Source organism: Leptospira saintgironsiae (assembly GCF_002811765.1).
GTDB classification, from domain to species: Bacteria; Spirochaetota; Leptospiria; order Leptospirales; family Leptospiraceae; genus Leptospira_B; species Leptospira_B saintgironsiae.
In genome coordinates, this window is sequence record NZ_NPDR01000009.1 from 93,468 (window position 1) to 117,050 (window position 23,583).

Sequence of the window (23,583 nt, forward strand, 5' to 3'; positions counted from 1 at the left end):
ATGTTTAGCATTGCATGCGGAGAAGTTCTACTAAATGAATCCAAACAAAACCGTTTCCGACGGAAACGAGTCTCTCCTAAAAAACGGCTATTTTCTTTATTCAAATTTTTTTAGCTCAGAAGAGCTAAAGAAGGTCCAGAAAATATTCTTAGATGCAAATTCCAAATGGAAGACCAGATTTCCGGATGAAAATTCAGTCAACAGTGCCTATTTGACCAGTTCCGATTTTTGCGCGGCAGAATCGGATAGACTTTCGCTATTTCGTTTTATTTCCTCAAACAAGATCGTTAAACTTGCAAAAAGTATAATACAAGAGAAGACATACTTCCTAAACACTCAGCTATTTTTTAATCCAATTTCTCCAAACAAAAAGAATTATTGGCATAGGGATCTGCAATATTTAGGAGTTTCAGAAGAAGAACAAAAGAATATCTTAAAGCGCACAAAGGTATTCCATTTTAGGATCCCATTCTTTCCAGATCCAGGTTTAGAATTTATTCCAGGTTCCCATACAAGATGGGACAATGAAGAAGAATACGAAATACGCATGGAGAAAAACGGCCGTAAAAATTACGAAAACTTACCCAGTAGTGTTTTGGTCCCTCAGAATCCCGGAGATCTTTTAGTATTCTCCGCTCATTTGATCCATAGGGGAATTTATGGAGAAGAAAGACATTCATTAGATATTCTTTATACGAATTTTCCAGATAAAAGATCGAATTCAAAAATGTTCCGCCAATTTCCGGAAGAGTCTATTCTATCTAAACTGGAAAATCCTGAAATTTTCGAACAATCGGAAGATTGAAATTTAGAACCTCTGGGTAATAAAAAACCCCCGAAGAGCGGGGGTTTTTAGTGAGAAAGAAATTTAAGAGATTCTTATAAAGTTGGAGAAGCCTCGAATACAATATCCAATGCATCAATGGTAGATTTTCTTAAATCATCCCAAAGAACGCTTTTGTCGTCTCCTGAATCTCCAGATTTACCAGAAGTTCCAATCCTTGCATAAAGACCATCTACACGGGTTGCTTGGACGTAATTAGCAGGGATATCAGAAGCATCTACAAAATCCTTCACAAATCCATTCATATTAAACAATCCATAATTCAAGGAAACAGGTGTGCCACAAAGACTTCCGTCCCCAGTAGATAAAGTTGCTCCGGATGGTTCTTCCCAACCAGATTTTGCAGTAACTTCTAGATCACCGGTAAGCTTTTGGCTATAAGCTAATTTATAATATTCATCATTAGCAGCAGCGTTATTACAGAATCCTTCATTCGGATAAAGGGTAGGCATTAAGTTTGCACCCCCCAAAATTCGAACCACTGTCTTGAAACAAAAAACGGTACGATTGTCCATTTCTTCCAGGATCACTCTTCCCTTCGTTGCATTATTTCCAATCTCAGTATCTTCTGCTAACTTATTATCCCAAGAATATACTTGGACCAAACCTTGCACTACATTATTATGAGTTGCAGGAACGTATTTTGCATCAGCAAGATCAGGAGAATACACATAACTTTCGATATCTGCTAGAGATCCACTGTCCTGAGAAGGATTTAACATTTTTAAACGATATCTAACAAGCGCGCCGTCCTGGGTTGTATCCCTAGGATTATCATCCCAATAAAATTGTAATGCAATGTCTGCGGTTCCTGTAGTACCTTCGTTTCTCAATTCCAAATAATTGGAAAAATCCTTAGTTCCTGTATAAGCGGTAGAAGAAGCCGTAAAGGTTCCTCCTAACTTAATAGAGATCGTAAAGTCGGTTCCGGAGGTAGTGGAGAAATTATTCTGCACAAGTCCTCCAGGCTGGCTTGCAAGAAAAACAATTCCTGGATTTGACTGGATAGAACCAATGACATCATCCATAAAGAGTGAATTTCCACGAGCCCAAGAAGCTGATCCTCTTACAAAACCCCATTGGTCCGCAGTCGCGTGCAATGGTCTAAGTAAAGAAACATTTAATGAAAACGGAATATGATTTTCTGCCTTCTTAAATCCTGGATTAAATTTAAAACCAGCAGTGATCCCGAAAAAGACTAATAAAGCCAGAACGATTTTAGGAAGTATAGAGCGACGATTTTGTAACTTCACTGTGCAATTCCTCTTGGAACGATAATAAAAAATCCAGTTTTGCTTTTTTCCAATTGGTATCCGAGATTGAATAGAGGGATGAATGGGTCTTTTCCTCCCGGCGCGCAGGCAGTCCCGACTAACCCAGTCAGGATGATCCCTAAGCTAATAAGTAGAATCCCTCTTTTTAGATTTAAGATCATAAGTATCTCCTTATAGAATAATGAACATCTGAGATTTAATTTTTTTCAGATTGATTTAGATTTAAAGAGCTTGTTCTAATTAACAAACCAATATACCAAAGAAAAGCTTTATTTCGCTTAATCCTTGGAAAAAACGTCCCCCAAGGAATAGATGCCCTAAGATCATAACATTTCGGAGACAAAATGAAAGGTCCAATCTTGAATATATTTCTGAAAAACCCAGTCCCGGGAAAAGTTAAGACACGTTTAGCTAAGGACATAGGAGAAGAAGCCGCACTGGAAGTATATCAGGCACTGGTCGAAAAAACCAGATCTGCTTGCAAAGACTTAGATGTTCCTAAAGTTCTTTGGTTTGATTCTTATCTCCCGAATCCATCTGACTTGGGAAGTTGGGGACATTCTCCTTTACTTATCCGCAAACAAGAAGGAAAAGATCTAGGGGAGAAGATGAGAAATGCATTCTTGTATTGTTTTCAGAATGGTTCAGGTCCTGCGATACTAATAGGAAGTGATTGTCCAGAGTTGGACCTCCTACATCTCAAAGAAGCATTTCATATTTTAGATCATAAAGATGTTGTTCTAGGTCCTGCCAAAGACGGTGGTTATTATCTGGTAGGACTCAAGTCTGATACTCCTGAACTTTTTCATGGAATAGAATGGAGTACTGAAACTGTTTTTGCCAGAAGTCTGGAAAAACTGCAATGGGCCAGGAAACAAGTAGGACTTCTTCCTGTATTAACCGATCTAGATGATGTCCAAGATTTGGATTATTTTGAATCAAATGGTATCTGGGATTGGAAAAAGAACGGTTCCTGATCCATATATCACACGAAACTTCACATATCCTAAACATTAAAAAAATAGAATATAGTCTATAAACTTCGGTCTCGACCCATGTCCAGAGAAAGAATTCATATTTTTTCTTCATTATGTAATTATTTGCCTACTTGCAGAGGATCTCAGGTCTCATTTATGTAATTGATTGATTACATAAATGAGCAGTAAAACTAACTTTATTTTTCTAAAATTTTTGGTGTTTGGATTTTCCATTTATTTTCTATCTTCTCTTATTCCTTTAAGAGCTTTCGGGAAGAAGGGCCCACATACTCATACGAGTATTACCCAAGAGGCATTTTTTGAATTTGCAGATAAGACCGGCTGGGATCTGAGAGCGGACTGTATGGAGTTAATTGTCCAAGGAAATTTGAGAGCGGATTCTGCATTCATGAATAATGATGCATATCATTGCGATAATGATAATATTCTGGGATGTGCAGATCGTTTCAGGACATTAAAGGATGATTCTTATAGAGAATCCAATCATATCACTGGACTGATAAAATTGGGAATGGCACTACATATCACTCAGGATTTTTATTCTCATTCCAATTGGGCCGAAAATTATCCTATGGTGAGCATTCTCGCCCCGATTGAACATCCTTGGATTTTTTTAAGTATGAAAGAGATCCAAACAGGTTATTTTAATCTACTTCCAATCATAGAACATACAGAAGAAGCAGGAGATTGTTTTGATGCGGAAGAAGGTCTACATGGCAATTACACATTTGCAACCCATGCATGCCTGAATAAAGACGCCTCTGATAGTCACAGAAGTCTCAAAACTGTTCTTCCTGGGATACCCATTAGTTATCATGATTGGGCCGCAGACCTTGCGAAAGAACATACTACTCAAATTTTGGTGGAACAGTATAAAGCGAAACATCCTCTACTATTGAGTTGCCTAACACCGAAAGTTTTATCATTTTCTTGTGGAAGCCAGGCATATGATTTTCTCCGCCCGAATTAAGTCTAATTTCCGTTGACTTAAGCCTTCCCCGTACATTACTGTAAATTTATCCAGACAGTATGCAGTCTATTTTTACCTGATTGTAAAATTTTTGGATCGATCCTTCCTTAGGTAATATCTGTGAAACTATATCAAATTTTATTGTTTTGTTTACTTTCCTCGGGTTTTCTTTTCGCCCAGGATTCCCAAACTACTAACGAAACCCAAACCACTTCTCCGGAAGTTTCGGCAGAAGAGCAGACGTTATCCGCCGTTAAAAAATTGATCGGTTTTATTCGTTATAAGAAAAACGACAAGGCTATAGCTCTGATCCATGTAGGAAAATTCTCCGAAAAACTAATTGGAGATCATAAAATTTCTGCAGCGGAAAGAAAAGAATTCGAAGAAGCGATCTCCGAGTATATTGTAAACAAAGCATTTCCAATCGCATTAAAATATTTTGATAAGATTGATATCACTTACGATAAACCTGCAGTGAATGGTAAACAAGCAAGAATCGGATCTTCTATCCTTTATAAAGGTTCTGACCAGATCAAGTTTGCTTGGATACTTTCCGAATCCGAAGGAGCTTGGTACATCAGCGATTTCGAAACAGAGGGTAAACTTGCCACAGAGATCAACCGCACTAAAAACATAGAGCCGTCTATTAAGAAAAACGGAATCAAGGGGACTATTTCCCTAATACAAAAAGCAGCTAAGAACTGATGAGAAAACTTCTTTCTAAGGCGACCGAGTTGGTGTTAACCAAACCGGCCGCTTCTTCCGCAATCCTATTTATTTTCCTGGTCATCTCTGGTTTTTTAGCAACCAGACTTTCTATTAACAGCGATAACCTACAACTTCTTCCTTCCGATAACCCCTCTGTTGTACAAACAAAACGTGTGATCGAAATGATCGGCGGAAGTGGATTTTATACTGTCGCCCTCAAATTCAAAGACGACAAGGGAATGACAGAACATCTTACCAAGGCATTCCAAGCCAAACGTAATGGTGATCATGAAACCCAAAAGAAAGAATTGGAACTGGCTGACGAGGCAAAACGTAAGAACATTGCCTATTACAAAGCCAAAGAGATCGCACTTAAAAAAGCATCGGACAAACTTGCTGCGGAAGTTTTAAAAGATAAAGAATTAGTACGTTATGTTTCTTATAGATATAATGTTTCTTTTTTACAAGATAGACTTCCTTTATTCTTAAAAACAGAAGATCTAAAAGAGATCCGTAAAAGAGTAAAACGTAAGATAGACGATGAAATAGAAAAAGCAAATCCATTCTTCATCAAACTTACTAACGAAGAATATAATCCGGATTTCACAGATATTATTTCCAAATACCAAAAATTAGCCAAAAGAGATATATTCGACGAATATAATATTTCTCCCGAAAAAGGAATGCTGATCGTATTGATCAAACCTACCGGCTCTTTCGTGGATATTGAATTTTTAGAAAAAATAGATACGAAAGTCCAAGGTTTAGTAAAAACTTTGGGAATACAAGAAGACGGAATTTACGCAGGTTACACTGGAGCTTATAAACTCAACCAAGACGATTATGAAACCTTGGTTAAAGCGTTAAAACCTATCGGAATAGCTTCTTTTTTAGGAATAGGACTTCTACTTTTATTATTTTTCCGTAATCCACTTTTTATAATAATCCTTCTATTCTCTTTACTCAGCGGATTACTCATGACCTTCGGGTTAACTGGACTTCTAATTGGTCAATTGAATAGTATCACAAGCATCATCGGTTCCATTCTAATGGGCCTTGGGATAGACTATGGGATCCAATTTTTATACAGATTCAGAGAAGAGTTCACTAAAAAGCAAGATATCGTAAGAGCGATCAAGGATACAATTTATCATACAGGGATTGCGTCTTTCAGTTCTGCATTAACTACTACTTCTGCATTCGTAGTTCTTTCCTTCTCAGAATTCAGAGGATTCAGCGAGTTCGGAATTATAGCAACTTATGGGATCGTCCTGATCGCGGTCGCAATGTATGGTGTTACAGCACTGCAGATCGCTTTACTTTTAAAATGGTTCCCTTCCCTTTCTAAGGCTTTCTTATTAAATGAAGAACAACAAACACCTTCCGGTTTATTAAGAAAATTTTATTCTCGACCTGGAATTCTATCAATAAGCGTTTTAGTTCTTGTTTTATTCTTTGGGATTTTTGCTCCAAAAGTCCAATTCGACGTGAACGGAAGAAACCTTTTAGTTGAAAATTTAGAATCCGTAAACTTATACGATGAGATCGCAGATCGTTTTGATATTTCTTCCGATCCGCAAGCAATCGTAGTAAAAACTTTAGAAGAATCAGAAGCAGTATTTGATTATTTAAACCCAGTTCCGGAATCGATCGCAGGTTCAGTGGACCAAGTGGTTTCCCTTTGGAATTTTGTTCCGCCATATTCTCAACAATTAGAAAATCGTAAAGTTTTGGATCAGCTCGCAAAAGATATGAAGCCTGTAAAAGCTTCTTTCTTAAAACCTGAGCAAAGAAAGTATCTACCTAAGGCAAAATTATTCTTATCTATTAAACCCTACAATTACACTGCAGTTCCGGATTATTTTTCCTCTCAGTTCAAGGAAGTTGCAAGTTCCAAAGAAAAAGGACATCTATTATTCCTATATCCTAAGGTAGCCTTATGGCATGGCGGAAAATTATTGGAATTTTTTGCTGCAATCGGTAGATTAGAAGTCCCTAAAGTTTCCAGAAGGACCTTAAATGCGATCCTATATTCCACAGGAACCCAAAAAGAATCCGAAATAGATCCAGTCAAAGAGAACTATTCACCTGCAGAAAATAGAATTTTATTAAATGCACTTAATACTTATTCTAAGGAAAAACTTCTCTCCATAAATATCCTACCTGGAACCGCAGATACGATCTTAGAGCATAGACCTTATAAGGATATAGCCCAAGTTAGATCTTACACATTCCAAACGGATACAGCGGGAAGTTTGATGTTGTTTGCACAGCTCATCATGATCGTAAAAAGAGAAGGAGTTGCCGCATTCTTTATTACCTTGGTGCTTGTGATCATAGTTTTGATACTATTCTATAGAGCATTCTTGCCTGCACTACTCTCATTGATCCCACTTCTATTGGGATTAGTGGTAACTGTAGGGCTCATGTCGATCATAGATCTTAAATTAAATTTTATGAATGTTCTGGTTTTCCCGGTCATCATAGGATATGGAATACAGAATGGTATCTATATCTATTATAGATTCAGAGAAGACCATGATATTGTAAAAGCAATGGCGATGGTTGGGCCTGCGGTAATCGCATCCACATTGACTACTTTAGTAGGATGGAGTGCTCTACTTCTTGCAAACCAAAGAGGATTACATTCCATTGGAAAAGTGGCAACGATCGGTATTGCAGCTTGTTTACTGATCGCACTTACCCTGCTTCCTGCAATTTTAGAATTAGCATACAGAAGTCGCAAACAAGAAGAAGACGAGGCAGTTCCATTAGGCTTAGGCCCTGAAGATGAAGAAGATTCTGAAACAGTTTCTAAATTTGTAATAGAGGAAACTTCTCCAAAACCGAAAGCCAAAAAAGCCGTTAAAAAAAAGGCGGCTCCTAAAAAGAAAACTGGAAAGAAAAAATGAGATCTAAACTTTTACTTTTATTTTTAATTTCGATCTCGTTTGTAAATTGTGCGGTAAAACAAATTAGGATCGCTCCTAATTTTGAATCTTCTTTAGACAAATTCAAAAGACTAACTGTGGCAATCGATTCCAGTTCCAAAGTAAACAAGGTAGAAGCTAGTTTAGTAAAATCTATGGCTGAGCAGGAATTGGCCCACCATAAGGAATTTATTGTTTATCCGGATCCTTCTAGCAAAAACCAGAACTGTAAATCTCCGGTCGGAAAATCCCAAGGTGTTCTTACACTTAAATTGGATGAGACCTTGAATGGAACCACGCCATCTTTCTTTGTTTGGTTAAGCCCTGCGACATTCGGACCGTCTTTAGACGGGATCAAAATTTCTATCCAAGCACAAATCCAAAAATGTGATTCAAAGGACGTTCTTTGGGAAGGCACCGCTTCTTCTTCTTACTTTATGGGAGGAGATGAAGAAGCAACACTTAGGACAAGTTACGAGAACAAATACGGAAAATCTGTCGGTCCTAAGGTGCTTCCATATTACGATATCCTAAAGTCTCTTTTGGATAAGATTGCAAGTCCAGTCTTAAACGAAGCTGAACAAGACGAAAAGATAGAAGTAGAATCCGGCTCTTAAGATAAAAGGCGCCCCGGCGATACCGAACATTGTTCCTAAAAGTTTCTATTCTAACTTATACTTGACCAAATCCTCTGTATCGATTGCTATACTCGGAATCGATTTTTCGAGAGGAAAAGAATGAATTTAGTAAATAATATATCCAAGGCTTCCACTGCCGCATTTTGGCTTTTATGGCTGGGAGTATTGAGCGGAATCGTACAACTCGTAAATTTACATCCAAGTCTGGATGGTATCGTTCTCACCCTAGGTTGGGTGATTTTAGGGATCCATATTTTAGAAGTTGGGATCTATTCCTTTCGCGCTGGAGACAGAGGCGGATTTAAGATCGCAGACGCAGCCCAAGTTTTTGTATTCGGGGTATTCCACCTAATCCCTGTAAGTTTTTCAGATAAAAAGTAAGTTACAAAAAACCCCCGATTCCGGGGGTTTAGAATATTCTAAAATATTAAACTAGTTTAGGCAGCTTATTTACGATATCGGCGTATTCTGCAGCCATTCCTTTTATAACATCTCCAGCAGGAATAATGGAATCGATCTGAGCCACTCCGTGACCTGCAGACCAAATATCTCTCCAACGTTTGAATTCCTGATCTATATCCGTACTACCTTCGTTATGGAAATTATCTCCCGCTTTTTCTACGGAACGTTTTAACCAGTTTGCAGGAATCCCTGAAATTTTTTCGGTATAAACGATCTCTTCCGGTGCAGACTCAACGATCATCTCTTTATATTCTTGAGAAGCGGCAGCTTCTTTGGTAGCGATTAATCTTGTTCCTATATAAACTGCATCTGCTCCTAAGGACATTGCAGCTGCCATTTGCGCACCACCACTGATCGCACCAGCTGCAAGAACAGGAAGACCAATCTCTTTTTTCAGATAAGGGAATAAACTGAAAGGAGAGATATTTCCTGCATGTCCACCGGCGCCTTGAGCAACCGCAACCAGAGCGTCCGCTCCCGACTTAGCAACTAAATTCGCATGTCTTAATGTAGTTACATCGCAGAAAACTTTTGTGCCTACTGATTTTGCCTCATTGATAATAGAACGAGGGCTTCCTAAACTGGTAATGATCAATTCTACTTTGAATTCTAAAAGTATTTCTAAGTGTTTTGCCCAGTTAGGGTTATGAGCTTTATGTAAAATTAAGTTAACGCCGATCGGTTTTTTGGTCCTAGATCGGATATCTTCCAAACCTCTTCTTAATTCTTCTATAGTTCGGTAGTTTTGAGAGGGGAATGTTCCAAGGCCTCCGGCTTCGGAAACTGCTACAACTAGATCAGGATATGAAACGAGAAACATGGGAGCCCCGATGATGGGCAGATTGATTCCAAGCATCTCCGTTACGGGAGTTTTTATTTTCATAAGAGGAAAGCTTTCATTCTGATCCGATTCCATCTATCTTTTTTTTCTGGCAGAAGAAAATCAGATATTGAAACTGGGGACTATGATCGTTACAGTCTCTTCTTACAAAATACTTCCGGAAAGGATCCAAGAATTTCTGGAAATCAGCAGTGAACTTTCCAAAGAGTCCCTTAAAGAGAACGGTGTTCTTAGATTCGACCTGCTTCAAAACGATGGAGACGAAGGCAGATTTGTAATTATAGAAGCGTATGAAAGCGAATCTAAACGTAAGTCTCACCTCGACACCCCTCATTTTGTGAATTGGAGAAGAACAGTGCCTGAAATGTTTTCCCAAGGAACTACCACTGTTTATTATAAACCGGTATCACCCAAGCCTGAAGATTGGAAAAAGTAATTAAGATATAAGGTTAAATTTGGACATAGCGTATAACAATTAGTATTTTCTGATTTTGAAATAATCAACATTTCTCTTTTAGGGACTTTCTAATAGAAGCCGGAGTCAAAAAGGTTATGGTATTATTTGCGAATACGAGTGCAGACTTTCTCTCTTCTTACGAAAAGAAGAACGACACAAATTCTAATCAAGAGCCAAGTGAGGCGGAAATTTTAGACGCCTATTCCAAATCTGTGATAAATGCAGTGGACTCTGTTGGTCCAAGTGTGGTCCATCTACAAGTCACGAACAAAAAAGGAGAAGGAGGAAGCGGTTCCGGATTTTTTCTCACACCAGACGGGTTCATAGCAACCAATAGTCATGTGGTAGATGGTGCAGTTAAAATTAAGGCTAACCTTTCAGATGGTTCCAGCAAAGAAGCGGATCTGGTAGGAAATGATCCTCATACAGATGTTGCCGTTCTAAAAGTGCATGGGGGATTATTCTCTCATTCTAGTTTTACAGACTCCAAAAAACTGAAAGTTGGACAGTTAGTGGTCGCAATCGGAAACCCTTATGGCTTCGAATCCACGGTCACTGCAGGGGTAGTTAGCGCACTTGGAAGAACATTAAGATCTCGTAATGGACGTTTGATTGATAATGTGATCCAAACAGATGCTGCCTTAAATCCAGGAAATTCCGGAGGCCCACTCGTAGACTTCCAAGGAAGAGTTGTAGGTATCAATACTGCGATCATTCTTCCTGCTCAAGGGATCTGTTTTGCAGTAGCGTCCAACACTGCAGAATATGTGATCACTCGTTTAATCACAAACGGTTCAGTCAAAAGAGGATATTTAGGAATCGCAGGCCAAAACCAAAAGATCCCGACACTTACCAAAAACTTTAACAAGTTAGGCTCAGAATCCGGGATCCTCGTTTTATCTCTGGAACCAGGCTCTCCTGCAGATCGCGCAGGGATACGAAATGGGGATCTGATCATAAACTTGGATGATAAAGAGATCCATACAGTAGACGATCTTCATAAGATCTTAGATGAGACTTCTATAGGTAAAAAATTGGGAATTCGATTATTGAGAGATGGGTCGATCAGAAGTTTTTTCATCGAACCAGGGGAACTAAAATAGAGAAGTAAAGTTGAGAGAGACATAGAGATAAATACACACAGAGGCACTAAGACGCAGAGGGTTTGTAATCAAAAAATTTAAACTCCGTGTCTCTGTGACTCTGTGTGAGAAAAACTCTGTGTCTACCCTTCCCTCAGTGACTCCTTACTGGATCTCAGGAACATCCATTAGAAGAAGTTCAGAATCTTCCAAAGCGTTTACTTTCAGAAGGTCCGTTCTAGGAAAACCTGCGCCGTCTCTAGAAGAAAGTTCGGTTCCGTTAATACTCACTTTTCCTGATATTAGAAAAGCGTAAACTCCACCGTTCTTATTCTTGGACTCATACTGCAGTTCTTTTCCTGCTTCTGCATTCCCTAAAGAGAACCATGCATTTTGGTTGATCCAAAGACCTTCCGGAGATTCTTTAGGAGCAACAACAAGTTGGAATCGATTCTTCCTATCTTCCGGAAGAAATTTTTTCTGATCATATCGTGGCTGAGCTCCCCTTTTATCAGGTATCACCCAGATCTGTAAAAAGTTCACAGGATCCGTTTCGGAATGATTGTACTCCGAGTGAACGATCCCTGTTCCTGCTGACATTACCTGAACTTCTCCGGATGTGATCACTCCTTTAGTTCCGATACTATCCTTATGCTCCAATGCGCCTTTGATCGGTATAGAGATGATTTCCATATCTTGGTGTGGATGCGGATCGAAACCTCTGCCCGGGGCAACGATATCGTCGTTCAATACTCGCAAAGAACCAAATCTGATCCTTTCCGGATTCATATAGCTCCCGAAAGAAAATGTATGATTCGATTTCAACCAACCGAAATCCACTTTCCCTCTCGTGCCTGCCTTATGAACTACCGCTTCCATTTTTATCTCCTTTCCCCTTTTCGGGGCGAATACCATTTAGACAGACCCTATCTTAGATAGTTCAAATATAAAGTATTTTGGTTAAATTTAAAACCATCATGGTTACAAATTCTTTTCGAACCTTAATCGAAGCTTGGAGTCCCGGATACTACGATACAGCGGAATAAAAAGATTGGAGGAAGATACAAACCTTTTGTATAAACTTCTCCGTTTGCAATTGATTGAGTTCCTGGAGGAGACTTATCCATTGCATGGTTATAAGCGCTTTGCAGATCAGGAACGTATCTCGCAAACATAAAAGGAAAAATTTGAACCACACAATCTTCTCCTTCTACTCTTTTAGGAGAGAAGACTGGTCTTTCTTTTGCAGGCACGACTCTTTCTACGCGATAGATCATTGTTTCGGCGCCGCTGCAGTAAGTGAATAAAAATAGGAAAAGGAAGAAGATCCAAAATTGTAAAACTTTCATTGAGAGATCTCCAAACCATAATAGAGTCGATAACATGTATCGAACATTCCTTGGTCATACTGGAAGATCTCCAGATCTCTGATATGAGTGGCACTAGGATTTTTTTCAGGAATTCTTTTTATAATATTACGAATATTCTCATTACATCCCTTCTCATTTTGTTTGTATAAACTTTGCTCTACTTGAGGAGGAAGAGGTCTCATTCGAATGTTTTGAAAATAGAAGATAGTTTTCGAATAACATCCGCTAAATACTACACAGAGTAACAGAATATAAATTCGCTTGAGTTCCATGATCTTGAATACTAAACAATAACCTGCAAATTATGCAAGAGATTATAATCCTAATTTTCCTTCGAATAATAGGACGATACATCCTATTGCAGATCCAACTAAAAAACCTAATAAACTTCCATTGATCCTGATCTTCTCTAGGACTCTTCTTGTTTTTAGTTCTAAATTTTCCCTGAATTGTTTGGGTTCCAATAATTTCAGCCCTTTAGAGATCTGTTCGCCCACATATTCCGAAACGGATTCATTCGTTTTAGAACTTAAAAATTCCAGGAAAGAACGGATTGGTCCGTATTCTCTCAGATTTTCTAATTTAGAAATTTCTTCCTTATGGGTCAGAACAACTTCGCTGATCAATCGATTCAATTGTTCTCTACCGAAATCCGCTAAGGCACGGACCGCTTCCTCTCTTCTTTCAACTGGGAACTCGTTCCAGGATCCTATGTATAATTCCACACATTCAGAGAATATAGAATATAATTCGAATAGAACTTCTTCCTCTTCCGTTTCGAAATCCTTTCCTTCTTTCAGGCCTTCTCCGAATTCTTTTATCCTTTTTTGAGGATCGATAAGCCAAATCAAAGGTTTTGCAAGAAATGAAAGTCCTTTTGTAATCCTTTGGACCCTTTCCCCAAAATCCTGATGATCTGAAACCTTCATCAAGGTTTCTCCTACCAAGAATCGAACAGTAGAGAGTATCTCCTTGCGACTATTCAATTCATGTAAGATTTGTTTATCAGCCCCTGAAAATTTAAAATTAGAAACATATAATACTATATCTTCTTCTATTTTATCCCAGATCAGATTCAGGAATTCTCTGACTTCTTTTTCTCCTTTTAGATGTTCGTCTAAAAGTTCTCTGATCGCTTTGATGTTTTCAGGTTCATCCAAGATCCCGTCTAAATAAGATTTTAATTTATGTTCGCTAATGAGATCGGAGGATACCCAGCTGCCTATTTCTTCCGCGATTGTTTCACTTTCAGATTCAACCGCTTTGTAAGTTTTCCATACTGCAAACCAATCACAAATCGCTCCGACAAGTCCACCTTCTAAGCCATGAATGAAAATATTTCCCCAAATATAAAGGCTCCATTTTTGCCAGAGCCCCAAAAGGAGAATACTTCCGAACAACACTAAAAGTGAATTCGAAACGAATTGGAGTTTAGAGTACGGCTTATTACCGTACGGCAAGATCAACGGAAAAACCACCTTCCTTTCACGAAGGAAGAGAATATAAAGAAAATCGGCAGAAGGAAAAGAATGATGGTCAAGAAGACCGAATTCCCTTTAACAAATTTCAGATCAGAATCCTGTTTTCCCGAACAAACCAAAATTTCATTTCTTTGCGTTTGGAATAATATTCCACCTTCGGCATCTTCCCAACTAGGAAAAAAGGATCTTCGGACAAGCTTACAATTATGATTTTCTAATGCAGATTGTTCCGGTTTTTCCAGAGAAGAAGTTTCAGGACCTGCAAAAACTTCTTCATCCGAAAAAATACGAGGCAAGATCGGAAGTTCAGGAAGTAATACAGGTTCTTTAGGTTTTTCTTTTACAGGAAAAAATCTGCCTAAAAATTCATTTCTATCGGAGAAAGAAAGATCTCCGTATTTAGATTTGAATTCATCTTTCCAAGTATTATCTTCTTTTGGAACATTTAATACAAGTAAACCTTGGAACCATTTACTATAGTTTGGACCGGCTGCCTCGATCTCTTTTTTGCCAATACGAGCAAATACGATCCCAGCATCTAATCCTTCATGCAAGATCGCTTCATTCGTATTATATAAAAATCTTTTAGGACGAAGTGATTTCCCTCCGCTGAGTTCTTTATAATCAGCGACTCCCCAAGGTTTTTCAGTCAGAATTGCAATATCTGCTCCTGGATTTTTCAACTTAAATAGGAATAAAAAAGATTTATTCTCTAATTCTTTTTCGTACGTTTCAGAAGGAGAATCATTTGTGCGTAGTCCTTCTCTATTCACCCAACCTTTTAATAATTCAAAACGAGTCGGATTCAATTTTAGGATTTTATAAAGTTTTTCTGTAGAACCTATAATATAAGAAGTTCCGTTTGCCTGTAAAAAGCGGTGCAATCCTATACCCGCGTCTTCCAGTGAAAGTTCCTCTTCATAGCCTGGATTTTTTTTCCAAGCAGTCCAAGGTAGATAACGACTCAAATATGGCTGAAGTGCAAGAGAAGTCAAAGAAGCATCAGCTTCCATTCCGAGCAAATTTCTATGCCCTGCCCTTCTGATCAATAGTCCCAAAGTAAAAGGACTGTCTCCCCATTTTCTATGGGAGTCGATTTCTGGAAAAATTTTAGAATCTTTTGGAAGTTCCGAAAGTGCAACTTCTACATCTTTCATTTCCATTGCGGAGAAACTATCTTTTAAGAATGTAGTATTCTCTTTCCATTCTAACTCTGGATGCCATAAGAAAAATCTTACTAATGCAAAAAACAAAAGTGCGGAGACTGAATATTGCGCGACCAAAGAAGAAGTTTTATTCTTAAGCAAATGAACTGCAGTTTCTAAACCAGAAAAAGTTAAAAATAATAAAGAAAGATCTAATGCCCTATACCAAGGAAATCCTAAACCTGGGAAAAATTTAGAAAGAGAAGTATCTACTCCGATCCAATAAAAGATCAAACTTGCGAAAAATACAAATCTGGATGCAGGAGGAAAAATTTTACGTTTTAGAATAGAACGAATTCCTAATAGAAATAGAGCCGGAAATACTACCTGTATCCAATGAAGTCCTATGATAAAATTCCATAAAAATGCGATTACTCCACTTCCTTCCCAAATCGGCTTTAATGCTCCTGAACCTAAAATGGAGATTAGCCCTGGAGTTGTATCCATAGGGAAAGTTTCCGCACGATAAGAAGAATATTTCAAAAAATTCCACCAAACCGGTGTAGCCACAATCAACGGAATGAAGAATGCGATGGAGAACGCTCTTTTTCCAAGCTCTTCTCCCAAGAATAGGAAATAGATCAAAAGAGAGACCAAATAAAATAAAGAAGAAGGAAGGTCAGAATAATAAACGCAGGCGCTTACTACCAAATATTTGGAAAGAGAAGATAATTTCCCAGTGGTCCTATATTTTTCTAAATAATAAAAACCTAATAAACTCCAACCGAGTCCGAAAAATCCGGTAACAGAACCACTAAACAATCCCACTAAGGAAAGTCCGAACGGCTCTTCTCCAGCACATAAGAAGAAGAATAAAAGCCCTGACATTGCGAGCATCACAGTGTTTGCTCTATGATTCGTTTCACTTAATAGTAAAAGGCTGAACTTGATAAATGCATACGTAAAAAGTAATATAGAAAGAAGAACTCCTATATTAAAAGAAAGAGAAAGTGAAGACCAGAAGAAGACTGTTTTATGAAGTACAGCCACCATAAAATAAAAGAATGGAGGCTGAAAGTAGAAGACCGGCATCCCAGAAAACCAACGGCTATCATAACCTAAAGATTGGCCGTTATTCAAAAATGAATCGTAGATCTCTGCTAAATGAGTTTGGGCATGAAGGCTCCAACCCGAAAGAGTATCCTCGCTAAATAAGAATCTGAATTTGATTATAAGAACTAAGAATGAGGCGAGAAGTAGTAAGGGCCTTCGCCAAGCCGGAGCAAGTCTCCATTTTTTCTGAAAAAAAGGCATGCCGAGAGGGTAAGGAAAACCCCCGGAATTGACAAGCAAAAGAGGATTTTAAGTGGGAAGGATTCGCCCCGAGAGCTCGGGGCAAAAAGAGGAAGACTATTCCTCTTTCACATTTTCCTGAACGTACTTTCTAAATTCAGCTTCGCTCATTTTGTCCGCATACAATGGATACAGAGCTGTAATTAACTCTTCCAAGGTGGGGAATTTTGCCCCGTCAAGCTTGAATGCCATACGGTCCTCTACAAGGTAACGATTTCGGGATCCATTCTTAAAAGTAAGGACCCGTTCACCTTCTCTCTAACCATGATTTTCGGGGTCCAATACAATAAAACTAGAAAACGATCCAATATTCACGAAAGAGTAAATGTTTTATTCGTTTAGGAATGTTGGTCCTCTATCCCCAAGACTAGTATATCGTCTTTGGGTTCTGAACTTCCTAAAAACTTGAATAGATCCTCTTGGATGCCGCTTAATAATTCTTCTAAACTTTGAGTGTCTCCAGTTCTTAAAGAGGCCAATACTCTTTCTATTCCATAAAAATCTCCAGGTAACCTGGAAGATTCAGTAAGACCGTCCGTAAAACAAAGTATCCTAAAACCAGGAGTGAGTAGGATCTCCTTATCTTCAAAATTGAAATTTTCTAAAAGACCTACTAACGGGTTTTCACATTCAATTATATGTTCTTCGTCTTTTGTCTGGACCAAAACTGGAGGAGATCCTGCCAAAGAAAGAGTGAGATTTTTTCCATCAGGAGAAATTTCTAAAATGGATGCGGAGAAGAATGTGGAAACATTTCCATACTTGCCATGGAATTGGGAACCAATCTCCGAGAGTAATTTTCCGGGACTTTCTTCCTTTAATCTTAGATCTTCATAAACACTTCGGATCAGGATTGTGATGAGGGCCGCTTGTATACCATGACCAGTTGCATCTGCTAAGAAGATACGGATCTTGCCGCTTGGAAGTTCAGCTATATCGTAAAGATCTCCGCCTACTTCTGCTAAAGGTTTATGAAGGATCCCAAATTTGATTTGTCCTATCTTCTTTTCAACGGCGTCTTCCAAATTTAAGAGTCCTTTTTGGATCTCTCTTGCAACATTCAGATCATTTTGGATAAGACGGAGTGCATTTCTAAGTTGTTTGGTCCTTTCTTCTACCCTTCTTTCTAAATTTCTGGAAAGATCTAAAAGTCTATCCAAACTTTCAGAACTTCTGATAGATAAGAATACAGACTGAGCTACTATAAATACGAATGCACCAATATTTGTAAAATATCCGGTATCTAAATAGAAGGTCGCGTATAAGATATCGTGGATCATTGCAGCATATACAAATACGAATCCGGCTAGGATAATAAGTGCACCTTTTCTTCTTCTTAAAGAAGCTTTAGTGAGTGAAAATAGTCCGAGTGTTCCTGCAAGAAACGCTACCAGATAATAGATAGTAATCGTGAATGTAAATATCCTGACGGGGAATACTAAAACGACTATACATGCCCCAATAGCGATCCACCAAACCAGATCCACAAGAATTCGTTTTAATTCTCTTGGAAAAACAGAAAGTATATAACTTAAAAAAACAGGGATTGCAAGGTAGAATGTAACATATTCTATCCTAACATAATGATGGTATTTTAGAAAATCAAGATATTCTGAAATAATCCTTGTGCCTGAGAATAAACCCCTTGCTGCCATGATCACACAATAGGTGCCAAAATACATGGAGGCGGCTTCTCCCCTTCTTACAACTGCATAGATAAGATGAAGTAATCCGATGCAGAAAAGTCCTCCCGCTAAGAATAGATCCAAAAATCTTTCGGCGTTCCAGGTTTTTTCCATGAGGGATGCAGTTCCAAATCGAATGGGTGCCCAAAAACCTCCGAGTCTATGGTCCCTGTTTGCGATTTGCATGTCTATCTTCAGCTCCTCTCCGTCCGGAGTGAACTTTACTAACTTATTACACCATGCAGGTTTCACCTCGAAGACTGTGATATCTGAATAAGAAGGAAATTCAACTTCTCCACAAGAAGCTAAAAGTTTGCCATTCACATATAAAAAGTAAGAAGAGCTTTGCTCTTGTAAGATAAATGCGAGTTCTCCATAATTTCGATTTAGTTTAAGATTGAGTTCATAGGTCCCGTAACCTTCCCCCAATCTAGATCCATTCTTTCCGTTCCAGGAAGAAGGTACACTAACTACCTCGTAGGAGTTCTGACTCTCTAATCCGGAACTTTTCCAATACAACCATCTGAATTTCCAAAGCCCGGAAAGTAGAATGGGACCTTGTTCTTCCAGATCATAATTCTTTAACTCGAGTGTTCCCTGAACAATTACGGGATGTTCTACTTTTTTCGAGGAGTCAGAACAGCCATAAAAGAAGAATGGGAGAAATACCAGAGTTAAGAGTGTGAAGGCCTTTTTCATTTCTTTAGAAAATCCGCTTTAAACCGAAGTCTGAGGGATCGAATCAAAAAAGCGTTCAAAATAGGAAAAAAATGTTCTAAAATATAAAACCCTTCTTGACAAAAAGAAAGGCCTTCCGACTATAACAGATAAATATCCAATTTATTGGATAAAAATTCCGAGTTATCGTCGGAAGGGACGTAAAAGTGAACCTTATGAAAGCAAAATCTAATAATTCTGTACTACGGTCAATTGCCAAAGGGATAGGCGCTCTGGCTTTAACCGCTATCTTCTCCTTGTCTGCATATGCGGATGATACTCTGTTAAACGTTTCCTTCGATCCAACTCGGGAACTTTACGAAGAAATTAACAAGAAGTTCGTAGAATCTTGGAAGAAGAAGTCCGGCAAAGACTTAACCATCCAACAATCCCATGGTGGATCCGGAAAACAAGCTAGAGCCGTAATCGACGGTTTAGAAGCGGATGTAGTAACTCTTGCACTTGCTTATGATATCGATAGCATCGTTACTAACGGTGGATCTGTTTCTAAAGATTGGGAGAAAGCATTCCCCAACCATTCTACTCCATACTACTCTACTATCGTTTTCTTAGTTAGAAAAGGAAATCCTAAAGCAATCAAAGATTGGGATGATGTTGTAAAACCAGGAATAGGAGTAATCACACCAAACCCTAAAACTTCTGGTGGAGCTCGTTGGAATTATTTAGCAGCTTGGGGATTCGCTAAGAAACAATACAAAACTGAAGAAAAAGCGATCGAGTTCGTTAGAAATCTCTACAAGAACACTTCCGTTCTGGACACAGGTGCCAGAGGATCCACTACTACTTTCGTTCAAAGAGGAATCGGTGATGTTCTTCTTGCTTGGGAAAATGAAGCAGAACTTGCTCTATCTGAGTCCAGAAAAGCAAACGGTGGAGTCGCTCAATTCGAAGTGGTTTATCCAAGCACAAGTATCCTTGCTGAAACTCCTGTAGCAATCGTTGAAAAAGTGGCTGCTAAAAAAGGAACCACTGATATAGCAAAAGCATACTTGGATTTCTTATACACTAAAGAAGGCCAGGAAATCATCGCGAAACATTTCTTCCGTCCGAATGATGCAGCTATCCTGAAAGCAAATATTGCAAAATTCCCTAAACTTCAATTATTCGATGTAAGAACTATTGAAGGTTCCTGGGCGGCAGCTCATAAAAAACATTTTGCTGACGGTGGTCTTTTCGACTCCATCTACAGCGAAGCGAAGAAGTAAGTAGAATCTCTACATCCACTTACAAAAAGGGAGCCGCTCAAGGCGCGGCTCTTGGTTTGACGAAATAGGGCGTTTCTCAAGAATCGACTCAAAGGGTTTCCTGTTTGAAGCTAATTTTTCGTCCTTATTCTAAAACAAGCTTTGGTCTGTCCTTAGGACTTACAGTCTTCTACCTTAGCCTTCTTGTTATCATTCCATTATCCGCATTATTCTTTAAATCTGCGACTTTAGGCGTTTCAGGACTCTGGGAAGTTTTTTCAGAGGAGAGAATTAAGCAGGCTTTGTATTTAAGCTTTGGCGCAGGTGGAGTCGCAGCTATCATCAATCTATTCGTAGGATTTTTATTCGCCTGGGTTTTGGTAAGATACAATTTCCCAGGTAAAAAGATCTTAGATTCACTCGTGGATCTTCCATTCACTCTTCCTACAGCAGTTGCGGGGATCGCTCTTACTACAATCTATGCTCCAAACGGTTTTATCGGAAAATATCTTACACCTTATGGGATCAAGATCGCATACACTCCGATCGGGATTGTAATCGCTTTAGTATTCATCGGATTTCCTTTCGTAGTCAGAACGGTCCAACCTATCTTGGAAGATCTTCCAAAAGAATTGGAAGAAAGTGCTTATTGTTTAGGAGCGACTAGGTTCCAAACATTTACTAAGGTGATCTTACCTGAATTAATCCCTTCTCTACTTGCAGGAACCAGTATGGCATTTGCGAGAGGGATTGGAGAATACGGATCTGTTGTTTTTATCTCAGGAAACCTTCCTGGTAAAACTGAAATTCTTCCATTACTCATAGTTACCAAATTAGAACAGTATGAATATGCGAAGGCAACAGGAATTGCAGTATTGATGTTGGTTCTTTCATTCACGATCATGTTCGGGATAAATTATCTGCAAAACAGAGCCTCTAGGAGACTTGGATGAAAGAAACAGAATCCGTTTGGATCCGCTTGGCTTTGATCTCTTCTGTCTTAGTTCTTGCATTTATCATTCTAATCCTGCCGATCACAGTAGTTTTTTTAGAAGCATTCGCCCAAGGTTGGGAACCTTATCTACAAGGCTTAAAGGACAGTGATACAATTGCTGCGATGTTAATGACATTGAAGGTAGCGGGAATCGCAGTTCCTTTGAACACAGCATTCGGATTAACAGCCGCATTTCTTTTGACCAGATTTGAATTTCCCGGAAAAAATATTCTACTTACGATCATAGATTCTCCATTTGCAGTTTCTCCAGTAATCTCCGGTTTGATCTTTCTATTACTTTTCGGGAAACAAGGCTGGATGGGAAATATATTAGAAGAATGGAATATTAAGATCGTATTCAATACTCCTGGACTTGTGATCGCAACTGTATTTATCACACTTCCATTTGTTGCGAGGGAATTAATTCCACTCATGCAAAGCCAGGGGAAAGAAGAAGAGGAAGCTGGAATTTTACTCGGAGCCTCTCTCTACCAAACATTTATCAAAATTATCATCCCTAATATTAAATGGGGACTTTTATACGGACTTATACTTTGTAACGCGAGAGCTATGGGAGAATTCGGAGCAGTTTCAGTATTGTCCGGACATATCCGAGGAAAGACGAACACACTCCCTCTACAAATAGAAATGTTATATAATGAGTACAACTCAGTAGGAGCATTTTCTGCTGCATCTGTACTTGTATTTCTTTCTCTACTTACCTTGCTCTTAAAAACAATCTTAGAAAGAAATCTTCATCGCAGAGAAGAAATAGAGATCCCAGAAACAACTGGCCTCGGAAAAGAAAAAAATACAACTGTTCAGGTTTCCAAATCCTAGGAGAATAGAATGTCTATTGAAATTCGAAATGTAAGCAAACGATTCGGAAAATTCCAGGCCTTGGACCAAGTGGACCTGACAATCCCAGATGGAAACCTAGTCGCATTACTCGGGCCATCCGGAAGCGGCAAAACAACACTCCTGAGGATCATTGCTGGATTAGATACTCCTGATGAAGGAGAAGTATTATTCAATGGAGAAAAATCCAAAGCCAAAAGTTCAAAAGACAGAGGAGTCGGATTCGTATTCCAACATTATGCGCTCTTCCGTCACATGACAATTTTTGAAAATATCGCATTTGGTTTAAAAGTCCGCCCAAGATCCATAAGACCTTCTAAAGAAGAGATCCAAGAAAAAGTATTCCAACTTTTGAAATTAGTACAGTTAGAAAATTTCCACGCTAGATTTCCTTTTGAATTATCCGGAGGGCAAAGACAAAGGGTTGCTTTAGCAAGAGCATTGGCGATAGAACCTAAGTTTTTACTTTTAGATGAACCTTTCGGAGCATTGGATGCAAAAGTAAGAAAAGAATTACGCACCTGGCTCAGAAGACTACATGACGAGATCCATATCACAAGTGTATTCGTAACTCATGACCAAGAAGAAGCATTAGAAGTAAGTGATTCCATAGTTATTTTAAGATCCGGAAAGATCGAGCAGATAGGAACTCCTGACGAAGTTTATAATAAACCTAAAACTCCTTTCGTTTTCCACTTCTTAGGAGATGTAAATCTTTTCCATGGAAGGATCCACGAAGGAACTGCAAAGATTGGCGATATAGATGTAGCAACTCCGGAACATTCAGATGTGGTAGACAAAGAAGGAGTCGCTTACGTTAGACCTTATGATGTGGAAATTTCAAGGACAGCTACCCAAGGAATTCCTGCAGAGATCCAATACATTCATTCTACAGGTCGAAATGTGAGGATTGAATTAAAACGTTTGGATTCAGGAACTTTAATCGAGTCATTGCTCGACCAATCCAGCTTTAAAGAATTAAATCTACTACCTGGCGAAACAGTATATCTCAGGATCAAAAAAGCAAAAGTATATGTAGAATATATGGAAGACTTTTCGATCTAGTCAAAAAGAATTTAGATAAGAATAATAAAGAAAATCCCCGCTTATCACGGGGATTTTTTATAGCAGCAGATCTTATTTAGAAAGAATTTCAGTACCTGTTCCGTTTCCCCAAGTACCTTCTAATCGACTCCCTCCACTTTTAACTGTGTAGATCACAGGATAAGTATCGCCCCAATCTACTGTTAAAGTGTTTCCACTTAAAGAACCTGTTCCGGAGAAACTATTTCCTACGGACCATTGGAAATTGTAAGACCCATCCTCATTCAAAGTGACTGTAACACTTCCTCTATATTTACTTCCGTCAGGATTTGTACCTGTCACTTTATAAGTTCCATAAACATTCAAAGATTGAGCGCTCAAATAAGAGAAGGAAACGGTCAAAGCGATCACGGTAAATAAAGCTATAATTTTAGCTTTAGGATTTCTAAACATGAATACCTCCAAGTGAGGGCAAAATAAAAACACAGATCCGTATCTAATCAAGATTTTTACTCAAGGCCAGAAAA

Annotated in this window: 24 protein-coding genes; 13 read left to right on the forward strand and 11 right to left on the reverse strand. The window is 38.6% G+C overall.

Annotated elements, in window-relative coordinates:
• The first annotated feature begins 34 nt into the window (after positions 1–34).
• Positions 35–805, forward strand: a complete 771-nt coding sequence (locus tag CH362_RS16805; RefSeq protein ID WP_100711475.1) for a phytanoyl-CoA dioxygenase family protein — start codon at positions 35–37, stop codon at positions 803–805.
• A 74-nt stretch (positions 806–879) separates the two neighbouring features.
• Here CH362_RS16805 and CH362_RS16810 read toward each other — a convergent pair whose 3' ends face one another.
• Entirely contained in the window at positions 880–2,097 is a 1,218-nt protein-coding gene (locus CH362_RS16810; RefSeq protein WP_100711476.1) for an LIC_12337 family protein, read from the reverse strand.
• Positions 2,094–2,279, reverse strand: coding sequence for a hypothetical protein (locus CH362_RS16815; protein ID WP_100711477.1), 186 nt, complete (start codon positions 2,277–2,279; stop codon positions 2,094–2,096). The genes CH362_RS16810 and CH362_RS16815 overlap by 4 nt, the downstream gene beginning before the upstream one ends.
• A gap of 183 nt (positions 2,280–2,462) precedes the next feature.
• Between CH362_RS16815 and CH362_RS16820 the strand changes: the two genes are divergently transcribed.
• The 6 genes from CH362_RS16820 (at position 2,463) to CH362_RS16845 (ending at position 8,743) form a co-directional block, all read left to right on the forward strand.
• On the forward strand, positions 2,463–3,095 hold the full coding sequence (locus CH362_RS16820) for a TIGR04282 family arsenosugar biosynthesis glycosyltransferase (protein ID WP_100711478.1): 633 nt from the start codon (positions 2,463–2,465) through the stop codon (positions 3,093–3,095).
• Between the two features lie 178 nt (positions 3,096–3,273).
• Complete coding sequence (locus CH362_RS16825) at positions 3,274–4,086, forward strand: hypothetical protein (protein ID WP_100711479.1); 813 nt, start codon at positions 3,274–3,276, stop codon at positions 4,084–4,086.
• A 120-nt stretch (positions 4,087–4,206) separates the two neighbouring features.
• The gene (locus CH362_RS16830; RefSeq protein ID WP_100711480.1) at positions 4,207–4,791 is read left to right on the forward strand and encodes an ABC transporter substrate-binding protein; all 585 of its coding nucleotides are present in this window, start codon (positions 4,207–4,209) and stop codon (positions 4,789–4,791) included.
• The gene (locus CH362_RS16835) at positions 4,791–7,706 is read left to right on the forward strand and encodes an MMPL family transporter (protein WP_100711481.1); all 2,916 of its coding nucleotides are present in this window, start codon (positions 4,791–4,793) and stop codon (positions 7,704–7,706) included. The genes CH362_RS16830 and CH362_RS16835 overlap by 1 nt, the downstream gene beginning before the upstream one ends.
• A complete protein-coding gene (locus tag CH362_RS16840) occupies positions 7,703–8,341 on the forward strand; it encodes an MXAN_6521/LA_1396 family lipoprotein (protein ID WP_100711482.1) in 639 nt (212 codons plus the stop codon). Before CH362_RS16835 ends, CH362_RS16840 begins: the two co-directional genes overlap by 4 nt.
• A gap of 120 nt (positions 8,342–8,461) precedes the next feature.
• On the forward strand, positions 8,462–8,743 hold the full coding sequence (locus CH362_RS16845; protein WP_100711483.1) for a hypothetical protein: 282 nt from the start codon (positions 8,462–8,464) through the stop codon (positions 8,741–8,743).
• A 46-nt stretch (positions 8,744–8,789) separates the two neighbouring features.
• Here CH362_RS16845 and CH362_RS16850 read toward each other — a convergent pair whose 3' ends face one another.
• Entirely contained in the window at positions 8,790–9,707 is a 918-nt protein-coding gene (locus CH362_RS16850) for an NAD(P)H-dependent flavin oxidoreductase (RefSeq protein WP_208859605.1), read from the reverse strand.
• A gap of 82 nt (positions 9,708–9,789) precedes the next feature.
• Between CH362_RS16850 and CH362_RS16855 the strand changes: the two genes are divergently transcribed.
• Both CH362_RS16855 and CH362_RS16860 read left to right on the forward strand, forming a co-directional pair.
• Positions 9,790–10,101, forward strand: coding sequence for a putative quinol monooxygenase (locus CH362_RS16855; protein ID WP_100711485.1), 312 nt, complete (start codon positions 9,790–9,792; stop codon positions 10,099–10,101).
• A gap of 116 nt (positions 10,102–10,217) precedes the next feature.
• The gene (locus CH362_RS16860; RefSeq protein ID WP_100711486.1) at positions 10,218–11,225 is read left to right on the forward strand and encodes a S1C family serine protease; all 1,008 of its coding nucleotides are present in this window, start codon (positions 10,218–10,220) and stop codon (positions 11,223–11,225) included.
• Positions 11,226–11,369: 144 nt separating this feature from the next.
• On the opposite strand, the gene CH362_RS16865 is transcribed toward CH362_RS16860, so the two are convergent.
• The 7 genes from CH362_RS16865 to CH362_RS16895 form a co-directional block, all read right to left on the reverse strand.
• A complete protein-coding gene (locus CH362_RS16865) occupies positions 11,370–12,083 on the reverse strand; it encodes a pirin family protein (protein ID WP_100711509.1) in 714 nt (237 codons plus the stop codon).
• Between the two features lie 122 nt (positions 12,084–12,205).
• The gene (locus CH362_RS16870; protein ID WP_100711487.1) at positions 12,206–12,553 is read right to left on the reverse strand and encodes a hypothetical protein; all 348 of its coding nucleotides are present in this window, start codon (positions 12,551–12,553) and stop codon (positions 12,206–12,208) included.
• On the reverse strand, positions 12,550–12,846 hold the full coding sequence (locus tag CH362_RS16875) for a hypothetical protein (protein ID WP_100711488.1): 297 nt from the start codon (positions 12,844–12,846) through the stop codon (positions 12,550–12,552). Before CH362_RS16875 ends, CH362_RS16870 begins: the two co-directional genes overlap by 4 nt.
• A gap of 42 nt (positions 12,847–12,888) precedes the next feature.
• The gene (locus CH362_RS16880; protein ID WP_100711510.1) at positions 12,889–14,037 is read right to left on the reverse strand and encodes a DUF445 family protein; all 1,149 of its coding nucleotides are present in this window, start codon (positions 14,035–14,037) and stop codon (positions 12,889–12,891) included.
• Positions 14,037–16,514 (reverse strand): hypothetical protein, encoded by a 2,478-nt coding sequence (locus tag CH362_RS16885; RefSeq protein WP_100711511.1) that lies wholly within the window; start codon positions 16,512–16,514, stop codon positions 14,037–14,039. The genes CH362_RS16880 and CH362_RS16885 overlap by 1 nt, the downstream gene beginning before the upstream one ends.
• A gap of 96 nt (positions 16,515–16,610) precedes the next feature.
• Positions 16,611–16,745, reverse strand: coding sequence for a hypothetical protein (locus CH362_RS19490; RefSeq protein ID WP_008589440.1), 135 nt, complete (start codon positions 16,743–16,745; stop codon positions 16,611–16,613).
• 146 nt (positions 16,746–16,891) lie between these two features.
• Complete coding sequence (locus CH362_RS16895) at positions 16,892–18,937, reverse strand: PP2C family protein-serine/threonine phosphatase (protein WP_244280626.1); 2,046 nt, start codon at positions 18,935–18,937, stop codon at positions 16,892–16,894.
• Between the two features lie 194 nt (positions 18,938–19,131).
• Between CH362_RS16895 and CH362_RS16900 the strand changes: the two genes are divergently transcribed.
• The 4 genes from CH362_RS16900 to CH362_RS16915 all read left to right on the forward strand — a co-directional run bounded on the left by CH362_RS16900 (position 19,132) and on the right by CH362_RS16915 (position 23,077).
• Positions 19,132–20,181, forward strand: coding sequence for a sulfate ABC transporter substrate-binding protein (locus CH362_RS16900; protein ID WP_100711489.1), 1,050 nt, complete (start codon positions 19,132–19,134; stop codon positions 20,179–20,181).
• Positions 20,182–20,285: 104 nt separating this feature from the next.
• Positions 20,286–21,113, forward strand: a complete 828-nt coding sequence (cysT, locus tag CH362_RS16905; protein WP_100711490.1) for a sulfate ABC transporter permease subunit CysT — start codon at positions 20,286–20,288, stop codon at positions 21,111–21,113.
• Entirely contained in the window at positions 21,110–21,994 is an 885-nt protein-coding gene (gene cysW, locus CH362_RS16910) for a sulfate ABC transporter permease subunit CysW (RefSeq protein WP_100711491.1), read from the forward strand. Before cysT ends, cysW begins: the two co-directional genes overlap by 4 nt.
• A 9-nt stretch (positions 21,995–22,003) precedes the next feature.
• Positions 22,004–23,077: a sulfate/molybdate ABC transporter ATP-binding protein gene (locus CH362_RS16915; RefSeq protein WP_100711492.1), complete on the forward strand. Its 1,074-nt coding sequence runs from the start codon at positions 22,004–22,006 to the stop codon at positions 23,075–23,077.
• 72 nt (positions 23,078–23,149) lie between these two features.
• Here CH362_RS16915 and lfb1 read toward each other — a convergent pair whose 3' ends face one another.
• Positions 23,150–23,509 (reverse strand): LIC10280 family protein, encoded by a 360-nt coding sequence (gene lfb1, locus CH362_RS16920; protein ID WP_100711493.1) that lies wholly within the window; start codon positions 23,507–23,509, stop codon positions 23,150–23,152.
• Between the last annotated feature and the right edge of the window lie 74 nt (positions 23,510–23,583).